At 48.0% G+C, this 729-nt stretch carries 2 protein-coding genes; both read left to right on the forward strand.

Features of this window, described 5'->3' with window-relative positions; all coding sequences use genetic code 11:
• A partial coding sequence (locus tag R7O13_RS26755) for a putative nucleotidyltransferase substrate binding domain-containing protein (protein ID WP_318305192.1) occupies positions 1-358 on the forward strand: 358 nt, incomplete at its 5' end.
• The coding region (locus tag R7O13_RS26760; RefSeq protein ID WP_318305193.1) for an exonuclease domain-containing protein at positions 355-729 on the forward strand (375 nt) is incomplete at its 3' end. The genes R7O13_RS26755 and R7O13_RS26760, both read left to right, overlap by 4 nt.

Genomic DNA, 729 nt, shown 5'->3' on the forward strand with positions numbered 1-729 from the left:
TCGCAACTCTATCAACCTTAAACGACGCGGTACCGCGCCGCTGGCAGATTTGATTCGAGTGCATGCGTTGGCGATTGGTTCGCGCTCGCAAAACTCGTTTGATCGATTAGACGACATTAATGACGCTGGGATCCTGCCAAAAGGGCGAGGAATGGACTTGCGAGATGCGATGGAGCTTATCTACATGGTTCGAATCCGTCACCAAGCCTTGGATATTGAAAATGGCGACGAGCCGGATAACAACATCGAGCCAGAAAACATGTCCGATTTCGAACGTCGTAATCTGAAAGCGGCATTCCAAATTCTAAGCAATGCGCAGAACTTCATTAAGTTCCGCTACCAAAGAAGCAGTAAATGATGTGGTTGGCAAAAAGTAAGGCGAGTACACCGCTGCTCGATACTTCGCAAACGCCGGAGTGGTCAGTATTGTTTGAGCAGTTGGCAGAGCAAGCGCAAGATCAACGGTTGAAGCGATACTATTCGACTCCTATGGTGAATGGGGATACGCCATTAAAAGAGGTGCCGTTTGTCTCGGTAGATTTTGAAACGACGGGCTTAAATGCAGAAGAGGATGCCATTCTTACCATTGGTCTTGTGCCGTTTACGATTGACCGAGTGCAGTGCAGTGGTTCAGCGCATTGGATTGTAAATCCGAACCGAGAGCTTAATGAGGAGTCTGTCGTTATTCATGGCATTACGGATTCTGAAGTGAAAAACGCGCCCCAATTA

This window comes from Vibrio sp. Y176, assembly GCF_033438945.1.